The organism is Lautropia mirabilis (genome assembly GCF_900637555.1).
GTDB classification, from domain to species: Bacteria; Pseudomonadota; Gammaproteobacteria; order Burkholderiales; family Burkholderiaceae_E; genus Lautropia; species Lautropia mirabilis.
Genome location: NZ_LR134378.1, coordinates 139,820 through 159,661 on the forward strand (window position 1 = coordinate 139,820; position 19,842 = coordinate 159,661).

A 19,842-nucleotide genomic window follows, 5' to 3' on the forward strand; every position below is an offset into this window, starting at 1 on the left:
CGGGTGCCTAGCGCCAATAGAGGTAATGGATCCTCAAATAGAGGTAATTTCACGCTGAAATTACCCATTTACGGACTGCTTTACCCCCTTTCTTGCCTCCATTTCGCCTCATTTTGGCTGAAATTCACGCCAAAACAGGCTCTGAATGGCAGAACAATGGGGTAATGGATCGCATAAATGGGTAATTTAGGCCGAAATTACCCATTTAGAGGACTATCATTACCCCTATTCTCCTCACTGCCCCCTTCCGATGCGATCCCTCACCGCCGACTATCTGGACAGGCTCCGCTTCACCCACTCGCAGCTGGCCACCCTGCGCGCACTCGGTGAGTTCCAGGGCAAGCAGCAGCTCTACCGTGTCCAGCTGCCCGAAGTGCTGAAGGGACTGCAGAAAGCGGCCACCATCGAATCCACCGAGTCCTCCAACCGTCTGGAAGGCGTCATCATCTCCACCCAGCGCCTGCACGCCCTGATGCTGAAGGACGCCACGCCCCGAAGCCGTTCCGAACAGGAGATCGCCGGCTACCGCGACGCCCTGAACCTGATCCATGAAAGCGGCAAGGAGATGCCTTTCTCGGAAGGCACCATCCGGCAGCTGCACGGCATCATGTACCGCTACATGCCCCAGCCCGGCGGACAGTGGAAAGCCACCAACAACGACATCATCGAGCGTCAGCCGGACGGACGTTCCCGCGTCCGCTTCGCCCCCGTGTCCGCCCACCTCACCCCGATGGCCATGGCGGACCTGATCGCCCACTACCGATCTGCCCTGGATCAGCACCTGGCCGATCCCCTCGTGCTGGTGCCCCTGGCCATCCTGGACTTTCTCTGCATCCACCCCTTCCCCGACGGCAATGGCCGCATGGCACGCCTGCTGACCCTGCAGCTGCTCTACCACTTCGACTACGCTGTCGGGCGCTTCATCAGCCTTGAACGGCTCTTCGAGGAATCCAAGGAAACCTACTACGAGACCCTGGAAGCCAGCTCCCAGGGCTGGCACGACGGCCAGCACGACAGCATGCCCTGGCTCAACTACTTCTGGGGCGTCCTGCTGCGCGCCTACCGAGAATTCGAGACACGCGTCGGGACGCTGGAACATGGCCATGGCGCCAAGGGCGAGCGTGTCCGTGCAGAAGTTCTAAGACGCCAGCACCCCTTCGCCATCTCGGATATCGAGGAGGCCTGTCCTGGCGTCAGTCGGGACATGGTCCGACATGTGTTGCGCACCATGAAGGATGAGGGACTCATCACGCCGGAGGGCAAGGGGCGCGCTGCGAGATGGCGACATTCGGCGGATGGCTCTTCATCGTCTTCGTAGATCGCCGGCATCCACCATGCCCATGGATTTCCTTCTGTCGGCGCATGGCTACCCAGGCTGCGATCTCGGCAAATCCGGTAAGGTCGATGTCATCTCCTGCACAAGGAGGCCATCATGCAGAAGTACCTCTCCATCGCCTTGATCCTCACCGGCATTCTGCACAACATCCTCGGCATCGCCACCATGCACGACACCCTGCACCGGATGTGGCGGGAAGGCCTCGTCGCCAGCGTGCAGATAAACGATGCGAGTTACGCCCTGCTGTGGTTCCTGGTGGCCGGGTTTGCGTTGATGCTCATCGGTACCACCTTCTGGCAGCTGGCCAATGCGGGGCTGCTGGGCTGGCCGCCCATCCTGGGGCTGTTCCTGCTGGCGGCTACCATCTGCATCGTTTATCCCAAACCCGGCCCCTTCCTGCTGCTGGCCATTTCCGGTGCGCTTGTCGTGGCGCAGTTGATTTCCCCGAACACAGCGCAGGGATCATGAGAAGCAAGAGCCAGATCATCCACCACACCGACCTGGCCATGGTGCGCAATTTCAAGGAGTAGGTTTTCAACGTTTGAGGGGCTTCAGCAAGTTCTCCGCCTCCTCCATCGCCTTCTTCAACCTGGCATTGGGCTGGAACGGCTTGTCCAGCCCATCCAGAAAGCAGCGCGATTCCTCCGGCGAGAGAACGACCGCCGCGCTGGCGGCGGGTGCCTGATCGGCTTCGTTCAGGACAACGCGCTGCTCTGCCCGACAGGCCCACGACATCTCCCGCCGTGCAGCCCCTCCGGCAACGGGGCCCGTCCCCCTCACCCCTCTTCCCGCGCCGCCCCGCGCCGCATCCACGCCACCACCACGCCCAGCACGATGGCCACGGCCGCAAACGGCAGCCATTCCAGCGAATAGGCCTTCAGCGGCAGGTGCTGCGAGAAGTCGGTGCCGGCCACCGACAGGATGGACACGACCATGACCAAGCCGACGGCCAAGCGCTGGGCCTGCAGCGGCAGGGGCGTGACGAAGGTCTCGATGAGCATGATGATCAGGATCGTCATCACGACCGGGTACAGCACCATCAGCACGGGCACGGACTTGTCGATGACGGCACTCAGGCCCTGGTTGGCCAGCAGAAAGCCGATGAGCGAGCAGATCACGGCATAGGTGACATAGCTGATGCGCGGGAAGATGTCGTTGAAGAATTCGGACACGGCGGTCACGAGGCCCACCGAGGTGGTCAGGCACGCCAGCGTGACGATGACACCGAACAGCACGCGGCCGAATTCACCAAAGGTGCTGTAGGCGGCGGTGGTGAGCAGGTAGGTCCCCAGGTCCTGGCCCCGCTCCTTCAGATCGGCAAGGACGGCGGGATCCACGGGCAGGCGGTTGCTGAACCAGCCCAGACCCACGTAGATGATGGCCAGCGCGGTGGCGGCCACGATGCCGGCCAGCGAGGTCTGCACGATGAGCTGGCGCCGCTGGGCCGGGGTGAGCACGGCTTCATTCAGGGCGGCCACGCTGCCGTCACCCTGGGCACTCCGGGTCAGCATGCGGGCCCGGATGGCGGTGATGACGATGACCGAGAACGCGACTGAGGCCAGCACATCCATGGTGAGGTAGCCGTTGACGAAGCCGTTCAGGTAGGCGGCAGCGCCGGTGGACTGGACATCCGTCAGCGTCGGCGGACGGCCCCAGAGCCACCAGGCCGCCTTGCCGATGAGCGCCAGGATGCACACCAGCAGCACGGGCGTGAGGATGGCGCCGATGCGCTCGACCATCTTGGAGGGATTGAGGCTGAGCCACAGCGTGATGCCGTAATAGACCAGGCTGAAGATCAGCAGCGAGGTGCTGCCCGGTTCGCCCAGGAAGGGCACCACGGCCATTTCATACGAGGTGGCACCGGTGCGCGGGATGGCGAAGAAGGGCCCGATGGTGAGATAGACGACCGCCAGAAAGAGCAGCGAGAACCACGGGTGGATGCGGTCGAGCGCGGTGCGGTATCCGTCCTGGTAATAGGCACTGACGATGATGCCCAGCAGCGGCAAGCCCACGCCCGTGGACACGAAGCCCAGCAGTGCCGGCCAGAACGTCTGTCCGCTTTCCAGGCCCAGTGCCGAGGGGAAGATGAGGTTCCCGGCGCCAAAGAAGATGGCGAACAGCATGAAGCCGATGACGAAAGTATTCTTGTTCACTGTCATGAGGGATAGGCAATCGGCCGCACGCCAGCCGACCAGGCACCCGTGCAGACGCCAGTGCCGGATTGAAAACCGGGCCGCCGTGTTTCCTCGCGGCCACAGGCAGGATAACATCCGCTGTCTTTACCCGACCAGTATTCTGGCGGCCCCCCTTTTCCATCGTGTGGAGGTCCCCCATGGACGCCAAGGAATTCATTCACCAGACCGTTACCGAGCACCCCGTCGTCCTGTTCATGAAGGGCACGGCGCAGTTTCCCCAATGTGGCTTCTCCGGCAAGGCCATTCAGGTGCTGAAGAACGCCGGCATCAAGCAGCTGGTCACCATCAACGTGCTGGAAGACGCCGAGGTCCGCCAGGCCGTCAAGGACTACTCCAACTGGCCCACCATTCCGCAGCTCTACATCAATGGCGAGTTCATCGGCGGCGTGGACATCATGGCCGAGATGGCCGAATCGGGCGAGCTGCAGAAGCTGATTCCGGAAGGCAACAAGGCCGCCTGAGCCAGCAAGGCCGACTGAAAAGTCGCCCGAAGGGAGCCCGGCACCGGCCGGGTTTCCCCTTCCCTCCTGCGCGTCCACGCCTCTGCCGTCGCGCTGAAACAGCAGAAGACCAGAGCAGCAGGGCCGCCGGGTGCGGCCCGAAGGCCCGCAGACCTGCAAACACGCTAGACCTGCAGACTTGCGTGGGCGAAGACACGCAGACCCGAAGGCCTGCTCAGCCGCGGACCCGCCGTCTTTTTCGTGCTCGATCAGGCCAGCCCGGTCGCCTCGTCCAGACCCAGGTGGATGTTCATGGCCTGCACGGCCGCGCCACTGGCGCCCTTGCCCAGGTTGTCGATGCGTGCCACCAGCATGCACTGATCGTCATTGCCAAAGACAAAGAGATCGGCGCGATTGGTGTCGTTGCTCCCCTGCACGTCGAAGAAGCCGCCTTCGGGTGCCGCATCCAGCGCCGCCACCTGCACGAAGCGCTCGCCCGCATAACGGGCTGCCAGTGCGGCATGAATGGCTGCCCGGTTCACGTCCCGCTGGCCGGCAGCGCGAATCCGCACCAGATCCAGCGGCACGGACACCGCCAGCCCCTTGTAATACGGTGCTACCACCGGCAGGAACACGGGCGCCTGCGCCAGGCGGGCATAGCGCATCATCTCGGGCAGGTGCTTGTGGGTGAGCCCCAGCGCATAGGGGCGCGGTGCCAGCAGCTTGCGAGCCTCTTCCGCCGACACCTCGGCCTCGGCAGTCGCGCCGCCTTCGGTGACTGAAGCGCCGCGCCCGTCGTCGCTCATCCCCAAGGCTGCCAGCGCGGCCCGGTACTGGGCGATCATCTTCTTGCCGCCCCCCGAATAGCCGGTATGCGAGGTGGCCGACAGCGGATGCTCGGCTGGCAGCAGCCCGGCATCCATCAGCGGCCGCACGGCCAGAATGAAGGCCGTGGCGTGGCAGCCAGGGTTGGCAATGCGCTTGCTGTCGCGGATGCGCTGGCGCTGCTCCGCGTCCAGCTCGGGCAGGCCGTAGGTCCAGGCCGGGTCCACCCGGTGGGCCGTGCTGGTGTCGATGACGCAGGTGGCGGGGTTGTCGACCAGCGCCACCGATTCGCGGGCAGCTGCGTCGGGCAGGCACAGGAAGGCGACATCGGCCGCGTTCAGCAGTCGCGCCCGCTCGGCCGGGTCCTTGCGCAGCGCCGGGTCGATGCGCAGCACCGTGACATCGCTGCGCCGGCGCAGATACTCGTCGATCTGCAGACCGGTCGTTCCTTCCTGTCCATCTACAAAGACCTTGTGAACACTCATCTTTTCATCATTCCTGGGTCATGCCATGCGGCCTGGCAACGGCCGGAAGCAGGCAGCTTGCTGATTCCGAACGGGTTTCGCGCACGTCCATGGCGGGTGCCCCGATAGTGTGTCACAACCCGGGGGGGATGCCGTTTCCACCCGGTTTTCGCTCCCTCCCGGTAGCGGCCTTTCCCAAGTGAGGAATGGCCTTTCCCAGACAACGGCCTCCATGCCAGAGCGATGGCCTGGCTTTACCTGAGCCTGACTTTACCTGAGCGCGCCCCATCCATGACCGGGACGCCTGCTGCCGATTTGCATCCCGATGCCCGGCGCTGCACACTCACTCCTTCCTCCTTCTTCCCTCTCCGTCATGCCCCGTCGTCTCATCATCGCCATCACCGGTGCCAGTGGCGCCATCTTGGGCGTGCGCCTGCTGGAATACCTGCGCCTGCAGCCCGACATCGAGACGCACCTGCTGGTCTCGTCGGCTGGCTGGCAGACCGTGGTGACGGAGCTGGACCGCAGTCGGGCCGAGGTGGAGGCGCTGGCCGACCATGTCCATCCGGTCAAGGACATCGGCGCCAGCATCGCATCGGGCTCCTTCGCCACCGAGGGAATGGTCGTGGCCCCCTGTTCGATGCGCACACTGGCGGCCATCGCCATGGGGCTGTCGGACAACCTGATCAGCCGCGCCGCCGACGTGGTGCTGAAGGAGCGCCGCCGTCTGGTTCTGCTCACGCGCGAGACGCCGCTGAACCTGGCCCACCTGCGCAACATGACGGCCGTGACGGAAATGGGCGGCATCATCTGCCCACCGGTACCAGCCTTCTACCAGCGTCCGGCCGACCTGGCCACGATGATCGACCACATGGTGGGACGGGTGCTGGACCTGTTCAACATCGAGCAGGGGCTCAATCCGCCGTGGGATCCTCCTGCCCGGCGAGGACAGCCCAGACAGGGCGAAGAGAATCCATAGCCAGCGCAAAGCGCAATCGCGCACATCTCCTTCGCACATTCAAGGAGATACTGCCCTCTCGATGAAAGGAGGTCAGCCATGCGAAGGCATCATGACAATCGCAAGGGATACGCTTTCCGCGCCTGGCTCTGGCGGCTGGTGCCCAGCGAGGCATGGATGGTGCGGATCTTTCACGGGTTGATCGCAGCCGCCGTGTACTACATGGCCTACGCGTTCGTGTACTGGACATCGCGCGATCGGGCCGTCATCGACCAATGCGGTGTCTACGCGACCCAGCAATGCACCGAGGCTGCCAGAAAGGCCTTCGACGAGAACGGGTGACGGAAAGGCCCGTCCTCCTTGATGCAGGGGTGGGTGCAGACGGCCACCCCGCGCAGCCCGGACGTGCTGCATCACTGGGCAAGATCACTGCGACGCGCCAGCAATTCACCCAATTAATATATTCACGATACGTCCATACGGTCACATCGAGACAGGATTCGATATGAATTCTTATAATTCATAATATGGCGCAACATTGCGCTAACAAAACCGCCCAAAAATCCACGATATCGCATCAAAACGCGCTACAAGCGTGCTAACCTGAATCTGCCGAAGGCACCGCGAGAACGGGCGGGCTGGCGTGGCTCGTCATTCACAAAACTCATGAACGGGCTCACGCCTCTGTAGCCCCCATCCGGAGACAGGGTCCCGATACGTGCGGTACAGGCCCCGGCTGCGCAGCCCGACACACAGGGACGCACCGCAGCCCTGCTGAATGCCCTCTTCGGAACACCCCCGACCCGCGGCGCTGTCTGCGTGTTCAAACTCAAGGAAGGAAGCAAGACCATGAGAAAGAGTGCCCAATCCGTTTTCCTGGCGATGTCCGCCTTTGCAGCCCTGTCCTTTTCCGCCGCTGCCGTGGCCGAGGAAGGGGCCTACATCCAGGGCGACATCGGCCTGGGTCACCTGAAGGTCGACGACAACGAGAAGCTGCGCGTCAGCAACGTCGGCAGGAAGATCAAGGACTCGTACCACGAATCGGGCTTCATGCCGCGCCTGTCGGTCGGCTATGCCCTGGGCAACGGTCTGCGTGTCGCGGGCGACTTCACCCACTACAAGGAGATGAAGGAAAGCTACGATGCAGCCAACGGCGCCACGCAGAATGCCGGCGTCAAGGCCAATGGCTTCGGTGTGTCGGCCATCTATGACTTCGACTACGGCAGCGACTTCGTTCCCTACGTGGGCGCCCGTCTCGCAGCCAACAAGCTGAAATACTCGGCAGGCTACGCCGCCGCCGGCCAGCGCTTCTCGACCAGCAAGAGCAAGACCAAGGCCGGCTATGGCCTGCTGCTGGGGTTTGGCTACAAGCTGTCCAACGAGATGACGCTGGACGCCGGGTACCGCTACAACCACATGGATTCCGACCTGAACGCCCACGAGGTGTCGGTGGGTCTGCGGTACTACTTCAACTGATCCATGGCGGGCTCTGGCAGTCGGTCTCCGACGCGGACTGCCGGAGCCCGGGCCGCAACATCTCCCTGCGCGCCGTGGCCGACACCGGATACATCGAACAGTGCGCGAATGCCCCGCCATGTCCGGCGGCAGCGCCCGCTGCCACCAAGCCGCCACGCTATCATGACAGGCATCAAGACGCTTTCCCGTTCAAGAGGACGACGCTATGAGACTGATCCTGGTGTGGCTCATCAATGCTGCCGCCATCTTCCTGCTGCCCTACATCCTGGCCGCCGTGCACATCAAGGATTTCGGCACCGCCATGCTGGTCGCACTGGTCATCGGCCTGCTCAACACCTTCATCCGGCCGGTACTGTTCGTGCTCACGCTGCCGGTCAACGTGCTCACGCTGGGGCTCTTCACGCTGGTGCTCAATGGCCTGATGTTCTGGGTCACGTCCCGCCTGGTGGACAACTTCACCATCACCGGTTTCTGGTGGGCCGTGCTGGCAGCCGTCATCTACAGCGTCATCAGCAGCTTCATCAGCCTGGTGCTGCTGGGTGAGCAGCAGCGCGCCGACTGAGACGAGCCTCCCACCCGAAGCTCGACCGTTCTCCTGCCTCAGCGCGCGGTCCCCAGCGCCATCGTCCAGTACGAACCGTACTTGCTCTGGGCCGCGCCAGGCACCACCGCCAGCCCCACTTCCCGGATGTCGCCGCGCATCAGCGCCTTGCAGTGCGACGGGCTGTCGATCCAGGCCTGCATCGCCTCGGCCAGCGTCCGGAAGCCGGCCGCAATGTTCTCGTCCGCCTGCGCCCAGTCGTACTTCACCATCTCGAAGCGGTGCCAGACGTACTTGCCATCATCCCAACCGTGGCTGAACTTGTTCGTGCGCAGCATCCATTCGGATTCCAGCAGCGCCGCATAGGCCACCTGGGCATTCCAGCGCAGCGGCGGCGCGGCCGGCAGGGCCACATCCCCGCAGGTGCGCGGCTGGGCGCGCGCCTCGTTCACCGCCTGCACCACCTGCTGCGCCAGCACGTGATAACGCGCTGCATCCGCCCGCGCCTGGGCCGCCTTGTCCTGATTCGCCTTGTCCTGGGCCGCCTTGTCTGCCGCGGCACCGGATGCCCGCGTCCAGTCGATGCGCCCCACCTCGGCACGGACCACACGGTCGGCCACCACAGGAGCAGCTGACACGGTCGTGCCGGCCACGGCTGCGCCGTGCGGCAACACCGACGCAACGAGCGAGCCCGTATCCTGAGAAGCCAGCGGCAGCCCTAGCGCCAGGTACTCGGTGCGGATCGCCGCTGCATTGCCCTGCCCCAGCGACGGCTCCAGCCCCCCATCGGGAGCATCACCCGCGCCACCGCACGCCCCCACCGTCAGGCCCAGCAGGGCCGATACGAGCACGGGCGTCGTTCCCCGGCCCCATGTCTTGCCGCCTAACACGATCCAGCCCCCAGGTACAGGTTTCAATGGGAAGCATTGTCATGAGGCAACGTTTTCGTGTCTCCGGCGACACGTCCGGTGGTTTACGGCAACATCCGGGCGGTATTCAACGGATCAGGATGAGTTTCAAGGGAAAAGACGACCTCGCAGGGCTCATGAACGCACAAGGGGCCATCGCTGGCCCCTTGTTGTCGCGTCAACGGCAGGTTCCCGTCACTCTTCCGAATCGAACTTCATGTCCTGATAGCGGATGAAGTGCGAGCGCTTGATGAGGCGATAGGCCAGCCAGATGCCCAGGAAGACCGGCAGGCCGATGTAGGTGGCCACCACGCCGCCCCAATCGATGCGCTCTTCCATGAACGCCTGATAGTTCTGGCCCAGCGTGATGATGAGGCACAGCACGAAGGCGAACAGCGGGCCGAACGGGAAGAACGAGGCCCGATAGGGCAGATCGGAGAGCTTGCCCCCCTGGGCCAGGTAGCCCTTGCGGAAGCGGTAGTGGCTGACCGCGATGCCCAGCCAGGCGATGAAGCCCGTCATGCCCGAGAGATTCAGCAGCCAGATGTAGATGACCTCGGCGCTGGCCAGATAGGTGGCAAAACACAGCGCCGCCACGACGGTGGTGGCCAGCAGTGCGTAGACCGGCACGCCGCGGGTGGAGACGCGCGCGAAGATGCGCGGCGCCATGCCCCGGCAGGCCAGCGTGTAGAGCATGCGGGTGGAGGCATACATGCCAGAGTTGCCGGCCGAAAGCACCGAGGTGAGCACGACGGCGTTCATCAGCGCGGCTGCCGACAGCAGGCCGGCCCGCTCGAACACCAGCGTGAACGGGCTGACGCTGACATCACCCACTTCATTGCGCAGCAGGCGCGGGTCGGTGTAGGGGATGAGCAGGCTGATGACGAGGATGGCCAGGATGTAGAAGAGCAGGATCCGCCAGAAGACCTGCCGCACGGCACGCGGGATGTTGCGGCCCGGATCGGCCGATTCACCCGCGGCAATACCGATCAGCTCGGTGCCCTGGAAGGAGAAGCCGACGATCATCGCCACGCCGATGAGGGCCGCAAAGCCCCCCGCGAACGGCGCCTCACCGATGGACCAGTTGGCCAGGTGCTCGGAGAAGGTATGGGCACGCTCGCTGCCATGCAGGATGCCGACGATCATCATCAGGCCCACGGCGATGAAGATGACGACGGTGATGACCTTGATGGCGGCGAACCAGTACTCGGCCTCCCCGAAGCCCTTCACCGAAATGACGTTCAGCAGGAACATGATGCCCAAGAACAGGGCACTCCAGAGCACGCCGGGCACCTCGGGCATCCAGTAGCCCATGACAAGCTGGGCCGCCACCAGGTCCACCGCGATGGTGATGGCCCAGTTGTACCAGTAGTTCCAGCCCAGCGCGAAGCCGAAGCCTTCGTCCACGTAACGGGCGCCATAGGTGGCAAACGAGCCGGAGACCGGCATGTAGGCAGCCAGTTCGCCCAGGCTGGTCATCAGGAAGTAGACCATCAGGCCAATGAGGCCGTAGGCCAGCAGCGCCCCGCCGGGGCCGGCTTGCGAGATGGTGGCTCCCGAGGCCACGAACAGGCCCGTGCCGATGGAGCCGCCGATGGCGATCATCGACAGGTGACGCGCCTTGAGCGAGCGGCGCAGCCCGTTGCCGGACGAAGGGGAGGACGCCGTGGACTGGCCAGGCGGTGACGGCGGGGTGGCGGGCGCTGAGCTGCTCATCGGGTCTGTCTCGTGGGGGTTGGCTGCCCCGAACGCGCAGACGCGACATCAGAGGGAAGCGTGCTGCCCGACCGACCGTGTGCAGGCTGCGCTGCCCGGAACTGCCTGCCTGTAGAAGAAAAGGTGGTGCCGCTTGTCGGATTCGAACTGACGACCTACCGCTTACAAGGCGGTTGCTCTACCAACTGAGCTAAAGCGGCCATGGAAACCATGGCGTGCCAATGCACGCGGGGCGATTCTAGCAGGCAATGCACGTGGCCGTGCAAGGCTGCCGAGTCCCGTACTACTTGATGCGTACCAGCCGGGGACGACCACCCGCAGGCGGCGTGGGCGGTGGCGTATCCGGCGGGCCATCCGTGGTCGGCGCGCCGGGAACGGGCGCACGCGTGCCGGCCGGCGCCTGTTGCGGGCCAGGACGGGCCTTGCGCTCTTTCTCGGTGCCAGCCCCCTTGCCATCTTCCCCTGATGGAGCTGGCGCGCTAGTCGGGGTAGACGTTCCAGCCTGGCTGGGTGCGCCAGCGGAGGTCGGTGCGGCGGCATCGGCCTCGACCGGGCTGGCCGTGGACTTGCGACTGCGGGTGGCCTTGGGCTTGGCGGGTGCGTCGGGCGCATCAGCGGCGGGCGCATCAGCTGCCCCCCCATCGGTGGCCGCCGGCGTCTTGCGACGTGGGCTGGTCGTGCGGGAAGCGGGCTTGCGCCGGCCGCTTGGGGTGCTGCCACCTTCATCTGATTCCGGCGCGACATCGCCCTCGGTCGATGCGGAGGCATCACCCGCGGACGACACGGACGATCCACTGGAAGAACGGCCACGGCCCTTCTCCGAAGCGCCCTCCCTGGCGCCCCCTTTCGCGGTATCAGCCGGGGTGCCATGCCCCTTGGGCCCTTCCTCATCGGCAGGACGCGAAGCGTCGGAAGTGTCCTTGTCGCCCGGCTTGGGCACAGCCTTCAGACCAGGACGGGCTGCACGCGCCGCCCGAAAATCCACCACATCGCCCCCGCCGGCAGGTGCGGATGCGCCCCCGCCTGCCTGGCCGCCCTGGGAGGTTCCCTGACCTTCCTGGCCGGGGCGTGCAGGTTGCGCGCCGGCATCCGCCGGACCGCCAGCCGCGCCCCCTTCCGCGCTTGCCGAGCCAGCATCGGAGGCGTCCGCATCCGCGCCAGCGGCCGGCCCGATGTTGAAGGGCACGACGAAGCCGGTTTCGCGGGCGAAGATGGCCAGGACATTGTCGACCGGCACGACGACGTATTCAGGCACGCCGTTGAACCGTGCCTGAAACTCGATCACGTCATTGCCCATCTGCAGACCATTGGTGGCTGTGGGCGAGACGTTGAGCACGATCTCGCCATTGCGCACGTAAGCCATGGGCAACCGTGCGCGACCACCGGCCTTCACCACCAGATGAGGCGTATAGCCGTTGTCGCAGCACCATTCGTAAATAGCGCGGATCAGGTAGGGCTTGGTGGAAATCTCGGCCATCGGGGGTCCGTCGGTGGGTGAACGATGGTGTGTGCCGATCAGGACGGCACGACGCAGGTGATCGACGGGCGTCGATCAGCGCCGCATGACCTTTTCGGACGGGGTGAGCGCCTCGATGTAGGCAGGCCGCGAGAAGATGCGTTCGGCATACTTCATGAGCGGTGCCGCCGTCTTGGGCATCTCGATAGAGTAATGGTCCAAGCGCCACAGCAGCGGGGCCATGGCCACGTCCAGCATCGAGAACTCGTCGCCCAGCATGAAGCGGTTCTTCACGAAGATGGGGGTGAGCTGGGTGAGGCGCTCGCGGATCTGGGTACGGGCGCGCTCCATCGTGCGGGCGGTGTCCTTGTCGTGATCACGCCGCTCCAGCGTCTGCACGTGCACGAACAGCTCACGCTCGAAATTGAACAGGAAGAGCCTCGTGCGGGCGCGCATGACCGGGTCGGCCGGCATCAGCTGCGGATGCGGGAAGCGCTCGTCGATGTACTCGTTGATGATGTTCGATTCGTACAGGATCAGGTCCCGCTCAACCAGCACCGGCACCTGACCATAGGGGTTCATGATCGAGATGTCTTCGGGCTTGTTGTAGAGGTCAACGTCCCGAATCTCGAAATCCATGCCTTTTTCGAACAGCACGAAACGACAACGCTGACTGAACGGGCAGGTCGTGCCGGAATAGAGCACCATCATGGGTGGGATCTCCTGAAGACACAAAAAGGGCCGGACATGAAGGCCCGGCCCTGCAAGATATCATGTGGAACGCCAAAAGCCCAGAAAATTGCGCATCGTGAAACGCAAGAACCGGCGTTGGCGTTCGGTCGTTCAGACCATCACTTGATGTCCTTCCAGTACTCGCGGTTGAGCCACCAGGTGCAGCCCACGAACAGGGCGATGAACAGCAGCACCCAGATGCCCAGGCGGCCGCGGGTGGACGCCGAGGGATCGGACATGAACTTCATGAAGGCAACCAGGTTGGCCACCTTGTCGTCGAACTCGGCCTGAGACAGCGTGCCACCTTCGGGCGTGCCCAGCGTGAAGTGGGTACCCTCATGCAGGCCATCACCGTCGACTTTCTCGACCTTCTCGGACTTGTTGCCCTCGCGGTCATAGGTGATGGTGGTCTTCGTCCAGCCAGTCACCTTGCCGGTGGCTTCGTCCGTCACGGGCGCGACGCGCTCTTCCACGGCACCGCGCATGCCCTGCCATTGCCACAGCGGGTTGGGCATGCCCACGTTCGGGAAGATCGCGTTGTTCCAGCCGGTCTCACGCGAGCCATCGCGGTAGTAGCTGCGCAGATAGGTGTAGATCCAGTCAGCGCCCGAACCGGACTCGGAAGCGCGGGCACGGGCCTCGACGGAGAGGTCCGGGGGCGCAGCGCCAAACCAGGCCTTGCCGTCCTCGTGGCGCATGGCGACCTTCATCAGATCACCCACACGGCCTTCGGTGAACTGCAGACTGCCGCTGATCTGCTCATCGGTCAGACCGATGTCCTGCAGGCGGTTGAACCGCATCATGGACGCCGAGTGACAGTTCAGGCAGTAGTTGACGAAGGTGCGGGCACCGTCCTGCAGGGCAGGCATGCTCTGCATTTTCTCGGTGGGGAACTTGTCCAGGTGCACGCTTTCCGAGGCCAGCACCGGTGCCGACACGGCACAGGCGATGACGGTGGCCACCAGGCCGAAGCGGCGACGGATATAGACGGGAATGTTCATACGTTTCTCGCTACCTGTCTGTTCAGTGGTGGGGCTTGAAGTTGACGCGCTCGGGCGGCTGCTTGAAGGTGCCCGCCTGCGTCCACCACGGCATGAACAGGAAGAAGCCGAAGTAGATGAGGGTGCACAGCTGCGACAGGCGCTCGGCGGTGGGCGACGGCGGCTGCACGCCGAAGTAGCCCAGCACCAGGAAGGCCACCACGAACACGGCGTAGAACGCCTTGTGCCACAGCGGACGGTAGCGGATGGACTTCACGGGGCTCTGATCGATCCAGGGCAGCGAGAAGAAGATCAGGGTGGAGGCGCCCATGGCAACCACGCCCCAGAACTTGGCATCCAGCAGGAAGAAGCCGCCACACATGCCCAGGATGACCACGGCACCGATGAGCTTGGAGACCGTGTAGCGTGCGGACTTCAGGATGAAGACCAGCAGCACCAGCAGGAAGGGCAGCAAGCCGTAGGTGAGGAACTCGGTGGTGGTTGCCCGCAGGATGGAATAGAACGGGGTGAAGTACCAGACCGGCGCAATGTGCGGAGGGGTCTTCAGCGGGTCGGCCGGGATGAAGTTGTTGTACTCCAGGAAGTAGCCGCCCATCTCGGGAGCGAAGAAGATGACCGCCGAGAAGATGAACAGGAAGATGGCCACACCGTAGGCGTCATGCACCGAGTAGTACGGGTGGAACGGGATGCCGTCGAGCGGCACGCCATTGGCGTCCTTCTTGGCCTTGATCTCGATGCCGTCGGGGTTGTTGGAACCCACTTCGTGCAGCGCGATGATGTGCGCCACAGCCAGACCCAGCAGGACGAGGGGGATGGCAATGACGTGGAACGAGAAGAAGCGGTTCAGCGTTGCGTCGCCCACCACGTAGTCGCCGCGGATCCAGATGGAGAGATCCTCACCGATGACCGGGATGGCGGAGAACAGGTTGACGATCACCTGGGCGCCCCAGTACGACATCTGGCCCCAGGGGAGCAGGTAGCCGAAGAAGGCCTCGGCCATCAGCGCCATGAAGATCATGCAGCCGAACAGCCAGACCAGCTCGCGCGGCTTGCGGTACGAACCGTACAGCAGGCCACGGAACATGTGCAGGTACACCACGATGAAGAACGCCGAGGCGCCGGTGGAGTGCATGTAGCGCACCAGCCAGCCCCAGGGGACATCCCGCATGATGTACTCGACCGAGGCGAACGCCTTCTCGGCATCCGGCTTGTAGTGCATGACCAGGAAGATGCCGGTGACGATCTGGATGACCAGCACCAGCATGGCCAGCGAGCCAAAGATGTACCAGAAGTTGAAGTTCTTGGGCGCGTAGTACTCAGCGACGTCGCGCTTCCAGAGGACGGTGGCCGGGAAGCGGTGGTCTATCCACCCGAGGAGCCCCGTCGTGTCGACCTTTTTCTCTGCTGCCATGAAGCTATCCTGCTTTCGATTCGAAATCCTGGACAAAGGCAGCCCGTGCGCGGCCTGCCTCCTCCTGCCTGCTTGCCCGCCGGATGGCGGGCGCCGTGCGACGATCAGCCGGTGGTGTCGTCAGCACCGATCAACAGTGTGGTGTCCGACGTGTACTTGTGGGGGGGAACGTCGAGGTTGGCGTTGGCCGGCTTGTTCTTGAAGACCCGACCCGCCATGTCGAAGGTGGAGCCATGGCAGGGGCACAGGAAGCCGCCGGCCCAGTTGTCGGGCAGCGAGGGCTGAGCCCCGGGAGCAAAGCGTTCGCTGGGGGAACACCCCAGGTGCGAACAGATGCCGACCACCACCAGGTATTCGGGTTTGATGGAACGATGCTGGTTCTTGGCGTACTCAGGCGTGGGGATCTGGTAGTAGCCGTCGGAATCCGGATCCAGCACCTGGGACTGGGTCTCGTTGAGGGATTCGAGCATCTTGGGAGTGCGGCGAATCAGCCAGACCGGCTTGCCACGCCATTCCACCCGACGCAGTTCGCCCGGCGCCATGCCGGCGATGTCGGCCTCGACCGGAGCGCCGGCCGCCTTGGCCCGCTCGGAAGGCTGGAAGGTGCTGACCAGCGGGATGGCCACGCCTGCAGCCCCCGCACACCCGACCACGCAGGTGGAAACCAGCGCAGCGCGCCGGGAGGGATCCATGCTTGTCTTGGGCAGCGTATCGGCCATCAGGGGGAACCTCGTGTGAAGCATCGTTCGGATAAGGCACGCAAGGGTGCCGGGCACGCCCTCCCCGCCGACAGGCAGGGAGCGTGTTTCGGCCGAGTATAGGCAGCGCGCCCACCCCTGCTTTGATCAAAATCAGAAAGGCCGCGGATACCCCTGATCTAAAACAGACGAGGCGTGCCGCCAGAAGACGGACGGAGGAAGGGCGGGAACGGGCGGCGAGTTGCGGGTCGCGCGTTCACGCGACGCAACACTAACTGACCATCCTTAAAGATATTCGGGTCGCGATCGGCCGTTTACGGCGTTTCTACAGGCCGAACGTCTTGCGCCCCCCGTGGCCGAACGGGGATAATCTTCATTGGATGCCCGGCGACGCCCTGGAAGGAATTCGCCGGTGCGGCGGTGCCTGCCGGGGCCTCGCCCCAGGGGCGTCGCGTCCAGTTCCTCCCCCTTCAACAGATACCCTTCCACGTTCGCCAGGAGAAAAAAGAACATGTCCATGCTGACTGAATTCAGAGACTTTGCCCTGAAGGGCAACGTCGTCGACCTCGCTGTCGGTGTGATCATCGGTGGTGCCTTCGGCAAGATCGTCGATTCAATGGTCAAGGACATCATCATGCCGATCGTCGGCGCCATCTTCGGTGGTCTGGATTTCTCCAGCTACTTCATCCCGCTGACCACCAAGATTCCCGAGGGCTTGCCCCACACCTACGAAGCCTACACCAAGGCTGGCGTGGCCATCCTAGCCTACGGCAACTTCCTCACCATCTTCCTGAACTTCTTGATCTTGGCCTTCATCATCTTCCAGATGGTGAACGTGTTCAACAAGGCCAAGACTGCGCTCATCAAGGCGGAAGCCTCCAAGCCGGCCGCTCCACCGGAAGACGTCGTGCTGCTGCGCGAGATCCGCGACGAGCTGAAGAAAGGTCACTGATCCGATTTTCCGTTGTCCCCGGGAAGGGACGGCGGCGCAGCCCCCAGGCCAGCGCCCCTCCCTTCCAGGCAGGTGGCGGCAGAAGCCCCCAACGCACCGCTGTCACCTGTTTTGCAAGCCGACCCCGCTGCCCGGTCCATCCGGCCAGCATGGTCGGCTTCTTTTTTGGCCGCGCGGCGAACAGACAATGGGCCGCAAAGCAAACCGGCAAAAAAAGACCCGCCTTGCGGCGGGCCTCTCTCCGAAAGCAGTCGCACCGGAATTCACACCGGGTTCGGGTCATCCACGAACGTCACCTCGATGCCAAAGGTCTCGGCCAGGTGGCGCCCCAGGGCCTGGACACCGCAGCGCTCGGTGGCGTGGTGGCCTGCAGCGGCATAGACCACGCCAGCCTCCCGGGCCAGATGGGTGGTACGCTCGGAAATCTCGCCGCTGATGTAGCAGTCAGCCCCCAGGTCGATGGCATCCTGCAGGAAATCCTGCGCACCCCCACTGCACCAGGCAATGCGACGGATGGGCCGCGACAGGTCACCCACCAGCAACGGTTCGCGGTGCAGGCGCTCGGTCAGCCGCTCGGCCACGGCCACGGCATCCAGCGCACTCTCTTCTGCCAGATCATGCCAGCCGATGATGCCCTGGCTGCCGACGATCTCCCCTCCCCACCCCTGCACGGGCCAGCCCAGCAGCTCGCCCAGCTGGACGTTGTTGCCGTAGACCGGATGCACGTCCAGCGGCAGGTGATAGGCCAGCAGGTTGATGTCGGCACCAAGCAAGCTTGCCAAGCGACGGCGACGGATGCCGATGACGCGCGGGTCCTCGCCCTTCCAGAAGTAGCCATGATGTACCAGCAGCGCATCGGCCCCTTCGGCCACGGCCGCGTCGATCACATTCTGGGTTGCAGTAACGGCGCAGATGATGCGGGAAACCACGGCCTTGCCTTCCACCTGCAGCCCGTTTGGGGAATAATCCTTGATGACGGACGGACGCAACAGATCATCCAGATGACCCAGCAGTTCCCGCGTGGAAACTGTTCCCGGCACATGCGCCATTCATTCCTCTCCCACGAGCCGCACGGACTCGACATCGGTTTGTGTATGCCACACCAGCATAACAGAACGGGCCAGACACCATGCTGAAGCGACTCTGGCTGCTGTTTGCGCAATGCGTGACGGTGTTCGTGGCGGCCATCTTCGCCATCAGCACCTTCAGGCCGGGCTGGCTGCCGAGCGTTGGGCAGGCACGGCAGGCGGGCACCCACCCGTCGCAGCTCGGTGCCGCCCTGGAGGCTATCGGTGACGGGCTGGTGCCACCTGGCCCGGAAAGCGCCTCCCTGCCCCCGGCCACCTCAGGCGCCGGCACACAGGGACAAGGCCTGACACCCGGCGCAACAGGCAGAACCGGCAATGGCGCACGCCAGGACGCCAGCGCTGGCCATGCCGCAGGCAGCAGCGCAGCGGCTGCGGAAGACAAGGATCGCAATGCGCAGCCAGACCAGAGCAACGGCGGCAGCCAGGTCTCCGGACCGCTTGCAGACAGTGCATCCGCCAGCCTGTGGAGCAAGGACGGGGACCGTCCGGGCACGGGCGAGCGCCAGGGCGCCAGCGGACTGTCGGGCCTGACCATGCCGGTGGCCGCCCTGTCCTATGCCGAGGCAGCCCGCCGCGCCACACCAGCCGTGGTCAGCATCGCCGCCCATAACGACGGCATGGCAGCCACGGTGGATGACGGCAACAGCGATGCGCCCCGGCCAGCCGCCGCAAGCCGCCGCGCGCCTATGGTGACGAGGAAGAGGACGAGAACCCCGACGACAACATGGGCTCGGGCGTGATCGCCACGCAGGACGGCTACATCCTCACCAATCATCACGTGCTGGGCGACGGCACCCAGATCGAGGTCATTCTGGTCAGCGGCGAACGCCTGAAGGCACGCCTGATCGGCAGCGACCCGGACACCGACCTGGCGGTACTGAAGGTGGATCGTCAGAACCTGCCCACCATCGAGTTCGCGCACCGCAACGACATCGCGGTCGGCGACGTGGTGCTGGCCATCGGCAACCCGTTCGGCGTGGGCCAGACGGTGACGATGGGCATCATCTCGGCGCTGGGTCGCACGCAGCTGGGCATCAACACCTTCGAGAACTTCATCCAGACCGACGCAGCCATCAATCCGGGCAACTCGGGCGGCGCGCTGGTGGATGCACGCGGCCAGCTTCTGGGCATCAACACGGCCATCTATTCGCGCAGCGGTGGTTCACTGGGCATTGGCTTTGCCATCCCCATCTCCATCGTGCAGGAGGTCATGAACCAGATCATCCGCCAGGGACGGGTGATCCGGGGCTACATCGGCGTGGAGCCGCAGGACCTGACCCCCGAGCTGACCGAGGCGCTGCAGCTGCCGACGCAGCAGAAAGGCGCCATCATTGCCGGCGTGATGCGCAACGGCCCGGCCGAGAAGGCCGGCGTGCATACCGGCGACGTGCTGGTGAGCATCGACGAGACACCGGTGCACGACACCACGCAGGTACTGAACACCATCGCCCGACTGGCGCCGGGCTCCACGGCGCAATTCCACTTCCTGCGCAACGGCGAGGAGATCGAGCTGCCGATCAGCATCGGCATGCGCCCGGACCTGACAACGCGGCGGGAACGCCTGGAGCAGGAAGGAAGGACACCGGGCGGGCAGCGCCCGCAGCACTGAAAGCGGGCGCCCTCGGAATCGGGCCATGCCTGAGAT

18 protein-coding genes, 1 tRNA gene and 2 pseudogenes are annotated in these 19,842 nt (G+C 64.3%); 9 read left to right on the plus strand and 12 right to left on the minus strand.

Annotation, left to right across the window (positions count from 1 at the left end):
- Nucleotides 1–250 precede the first annotated feature (250 nt).
- Nucleotides 251–1,318, plus strand: a complete 1,068-nt coding sequence (locus tag EL249_RS00555) for a Fic family protein (RefSeq protein ID WP_005675031.1) — start codon at nt 251–253, stop codon at nt 1,316–1,318.
- 114 nt (nt 1,319–1,432) lie between these two features.
- The gene (locus EL249_RS00560; protein WP_005675029.1) at nt 1,433–1,804 is read left to right on the plus strand and encodes a DUF6463 family protein; all 372 of its coding nucleotides are present in this window, start codon (nt 1,433–1,435) and stop codon (nt 1,802–1,804) included.
- Nucleotides 1,805–1,870: 66 nt separating this feature from the next.
- Here the strand turns inward: EL249_RS00560 and EL249_RS00565 are convergent, their stop codons facing one another.
- Both EL249_RS00565 and brnQ read right to left on the minus strand, forming a co-directional pair.
- Nucleotides 1,871–2,071, minus strand: a complete 201-nt coding sequence (locus EL249_RS00565) for a type II toxin -antitoxin system TacA 1-like antitoxin (RefSeq protein WP_005675028.1) — start codon at nt 2,069–2,071, stop codon at nt 1,871–1,873.
- Nucleotides 2,072–2,112: 41 nt separating this feature from the next.
- A complete protein-coding gene (gene brnQ, locus EL249_RS00570) occupies nt 2,113–3,495 on the minus strand; it encodes a branched-chain amino acid transport system II carrier protein (RefSeq protein ID WP_005675027.1) in 1,383 nt (460 codons plus the stop codon).
- A 173-nt stretch (nt 3,496–3,668) separates the two neighbouring features.
- Here brnQ and grxD point away from each other — a divergent pair, with 173 nt between their 5' ends.
- Nucleotides 3,669–3,992 (plus strand): Grx4 family monothiol glutaredoxin, encoded by a 324-nt coding sequence (gene grxD, locus EL249_RS00575; RefSeq protein WP_005675026.1) that lies wholly within the window; start codon nt 3,669–3,671, stop codon nt 3,990–3,992.
- Nucleotides 3,993–4,240: 248 nt separating this feature from the next.
- Here the strand turns inward: grxD and argC are convergent, their stop codons facing one another.
- Nucleotides 4,241–5,281, minus strand: a complete 1,041-nt coding sequence (argC, locus tag EL249_RS00580; protein ID WP_005675025.1) for an N-acetyl-gamma-glutamyl-phosphate reductase — start codon at nt 5,279–5,281, stop codon at nt 4,241–4,243.
- 352 nt (nt 5,282–5,633) lie between these two features.
- Between argC and EL249_RS00585 the strand changes: the two genes are divergently transcribed.
- The 4 genes from EL249_RS00585 (at nt 5,634) to EL249_RS00600 (ending at nt 8,256) form a co-directional block, all read left to right on the plus strand.
- On the plus strand, nt 5,634–6,239 hold the full coding sequence (locus EL249_RS00585) for a UbiX family flavin prenyltransferase (RefSeq protein WP_005675024.1): 606 nt from the start codon (nt 5,634–5,636) through the stop codon (nt 6,237–6,239).
- A gap of 78 nt (nt 6,240–6,317) precedes the next feature.
- Nucleotides 6,318–6,560, plus strand: coding sequence for a hypothetical protein (locus EL249_RS00590; protein ID WP_005675023.1), 243 nt, complete (start codon nt 6,318–6,320; stop codon nt 6,558–6,560).
- Nucleotides 6,561–7,067: 507 nt separating this feature from the next.
- On the plus strand, nt 7,068–7,694 hold the full coding sequence (locus tag EL249_RS00595; RefSeq protein ID WP_005675022.1) for an opacity family porin: 627 nt from the start codon (nt 7,068–7,070) through the stop codon (nt 7,692–7,694).
- Nucleotides 7,695–7,899: 205 nt separating this feature from the next.
- Entirely contained in the window at nt 7,900–8,256 is a 357-nt protein-coding gene (locus EL249_RS00600; RefSeq protein ID WP_005675021.1) for a phage holin family protein, read from the plus strand.
- 38 nt (nt 8,257–8,294) lie between these two features.
- Here the strand turns inward: EL249_RS00600 and EL249_RS00605 are convergent, their stop codons facing one another.
- The 8 genes and pseudogenes from EL249_RS00605 to petA form a co-directional block, all read right to left on the minus strand.
- Nucleotides 8,295–9,086, minus strand: coding sequence for a CAP domain-containing protein (locus EL249_RS00605; protein ID WP_005675020.1), 792 nt, complete (start codon nt 9,084–9,086; stop codon nt 8,295–8,297).
- A gap of 252 nt (nt 9,087–9,338) precedes the next feature.
- Entirely contained in the window at nt 9,339–10,859 is a 1,521-nt protein-coding gene (locus EL249_RS00610; protein ID WP_005675019.1) for an amino acid permease, read from the minus strand.
- A 124-nt stretch (nt 10,860–10,983) separates the two neighbouring features.
- Nucleotides 10,984–11,059: transfer RNA gene (locus EL249_RS00615), tRNA-Thr, on the minus strand.
- Between the two features lie 734 nt (nt 11,060–11,793).
- A pseudogene (locus EL249_RS13820) lies at nt 11,794–12,336 on the minus strand (ClpXP protease specificity-enhancing factor); the annotation flags it as partial.
- A 75-nt stretch (nt 12,337–12,411) separates the two neighbouring features.
- Nucleotides 12,412–13,026, minus strand: a complete 615-nt coding sequence (locus EL249_RS00625; protein ID WP_005675017.1) for a glutathione S-transferase N-terminal domain-containing protein — start codon at nt 13,024–13,026, stop codon at nt 12,412–12,414.
- Between the two features lie 140 nt (nt 13,027–13,166).
- The gene (locus EL249_RS00630; protein ID WP_005675016.1) at nt 13,167–14,048 is read right to left on the minus strand and encodes a cytochrome c1; all 882 of its coding nucleotides are present in this window, start codon (nt 14,046–14,048) and stop codon (nt 13,167–13,169) included.
- A gap of 22 nt (nt 14,049–14,070) precedes the next feature.
- Nucleotides 14,071–15,459, minus strand: coding sequence for a cytochrome b (locus EL249_RS00635; RefSeq protein WP_005675015.1), 1,389 nt, complete (start codon nt 15,457–15,459; stop codon nt 14,071–14,073).
- Between the two features lie 104 nt (nt 15,460–15,563).
- Nucleotides 15,564–16,178: a ubiquinol-cytochrome c reductase iron-sulfur subunit gene (gene petA, locus EL249_RS00640; protein ID WP_197721593.1), complete on the minus strand. Its 615-nt coding sequence runs from the start codon at nt 16,176–16,178 to the stop codon at nt 15,564–15,566.
- A 490-nt stretch (nt 16,179–16,668) separates the two neighbouring features.
- On the opposite strand from petA, the gene mscL reads away from it, so the two are divergent.
- Nucleotides 16,669–17,109: a large conductance mechanosensitive channel protein MscL gene (gene mscL, locus EL249_RS00645; RefSeq protein WP_005675012.1), complete on the plus strand. Its 441-nt coding sequence runs from the start codon at nt 16,669–16,671 to the stop codon at nt 17,107–17,109.
- Nucleotides 17,110–17,372: 263 nt separating this feature from the next.
- Here the strand turns inward: mscL and EL249_RS00650 are convergent, their stop codons facing one another.
- Complete coding sequence (locus tag EL249_RS00650) at nt 17,373–18,158, minus strand: Nif3-like dinuclear metal center hexameric protein (RefSeq protein WP_005675011.1); 786 nt, start codon at nt 18,156–18,158, stop codon at nt 17,373–17,375.
- Between the two features lie 539 nt (nt 18,159–18,697).
- Between EL249_RS00650 and EL249_RS00660 the strand changes: the two are divergent.
- A pseudogene (locus EL249_RS00660) lies at nt 18,698–19,806 on the plus strand (S1C family serine protease); the annotation flags it as partial.
- Nucleotides 19,807–19,842: the final 36 nt, after the last annotated feature.